The following is a 1,589-nucleotide window of genomic DNA, read 5'->3' on the forward strand; positions in this document are numbered from 1 at the left end:
GCAAGAAGGATAGAAGCAACACCAATTGCGATAGAAGCCCAACGAGCTGCTGCAACTTGTTGTTTCTCAGTTACATTACCATTTTTGAAGATTTGTCCGTAAATATCGTGAGCGATTGCAGAAGCACCAGAAAGTACAAGACCTGCAACAACTGCTAGGATTGTCGCAAATGCAACAGCTGCAACGAAGGATTCTAGTGCGTCTCCACCAAGAACTCCAGCCAACATTGGTGCTGCCATGTTCCCTGCAGCGTTTTCTGCGATGATTGCATCCGCTCCAACGAATTTAGCTGCACCAAATCCAAGGAAGATTGTCAATACATAGAAGATACCAATAATCCATACAGAATAAATAACGGAAGAACGTGCTGTTTTCGCATCTTTAACTGTGAAGAAACGCATTAAGATGTGTGGAAGACCAGCAGTACCTAAAACTAGTGCAATCAATACTGAAATAAGACCAATTGTGTCTGTATAAACAACCCCTGAGTGAAGGAACGCTTCACCATGTGGAGTAGCAGTTTTCATTGTCTCGAACATGCTGATAAAATTGAAGTTAAACTTCATAAGTACCAAGAAGGAGATAATGATTGTCCCCAACATCAAAAGAATTGCTTTTACGATTTGTACCCAGCTTGTTGCAGTCATTCCACCGAATAGAACGTAGATTAACATCATCGTTCCAACGATTAGAACAGCAATCCAATACTCGATACCGAATAATAATTTAATAAGAGCACCCGCACCAACTAATTGTGCAAGCATATAGAACATTACGATAGTAATTGTGTTCAATGCTGCTGCTCCACGCACTTTCTTAGCGCCGAAACGAGCACCGATCATATCTGCCATCGTAAACTTACCCAAGTTACGTAGTGGTTCAGCAATTAAGAATAAAACAACGAGATAAGCCGTTAACCAACCAATACTGTAGTAGAAACCATCAAATCCGTTAAGTGAAATCGCACCAGCGATACCTAGGAAAGATGCTGCCGATAAGTAGTCACCAGCAATTGCCATACCATTTTGCCAACCTGTTAATGAACCACCGGCAGTATAAAAATCACTTGCCGTAGTCGTTTGCTTTGCCGCCCAATATGTAATGTAGAGCGTCAGCGCGATTACAGCGAAGAATATAACATATGAAATCCAACTCATGAACACAACCCCCTTATTTTAAAACGTTTTTCTCTATAATCTTGTCCACTTCAACATCAAAGTGTTTTGCTTTATTCATGTATATGGACGTGAATACCCATACCATAACGAACATGGAGAATGCATAGACCCAGGTCCATGTCATTGCACCAATTGCAGGTGTTTCTAAAATTTTTGTATAACCAGTTAATAGTGGAAGAATAAAGTACGCTGCGAAGAAGAAAATAACAAAAGGTGTAGCGAAGTTCTTTTTTCTTTTTACAAGACCCTTAAAGTCTTCTGTTTGAACGAGCTTTTCATAGTCCATTGTGGATTTTCCACGTGCCACTTGATTAGTCATTGGTTGATCCCCTTTCTATTTTAAATAGCGTAGTAAATTAGTTCATATTCCCCCCATTTCACTGAAACCGCTTTCATCAAGTTCAATAGATA

The 1,589-nt window shown here is 40.0% G+C and carries 2 protein-coding genes; both read right to left on the reverse strand.

Annotated elements, in window-relative coordinates; translation table 11 throughout:
• The coding region (locus CVD27_RS08520) for a solute symporter family protein (protein ID WP_101647476.1) at nucleotides 1–1,157 on the reverse strand (1,157 nt) is incomplete at its 3' end.
• Between the two features lie 13 nt (nucleotides 1,158–1,170).
• Complete coding sequence (locus CVD27_RS08525; protein ID WP_101647477.1) at nucleotides 1,171–1,497, reverse strand: DUF485 domain-containing protein; 327 nt, start codon at nucleotides 1,495–1,497, stop codon at nucleotides 1,171–1,173.
• Nucleotides 1,498–1,589: the final 92 nt, after the last annotated feature.

The sequence above is a fragment of the Neobacillus cucumis genome (genome assembly GCF_002860255.1).
Classification (GTDB): Bacteria; Bacillota; Bacilli; order Bacillales; family Cytobacillaceae; genus Neobacillus; species Neobacillus cucumis_A.

What these genes read in the sequence shown, in the direction of transcription:
- CVD27_RS08525 (WP_101647477.1), bottom strand. Translation starts at nt 1,497, where the DNA reads ATGACTAATCAAGTGGCACGTGGAAAATCCACAATGGACTATGAAAAG.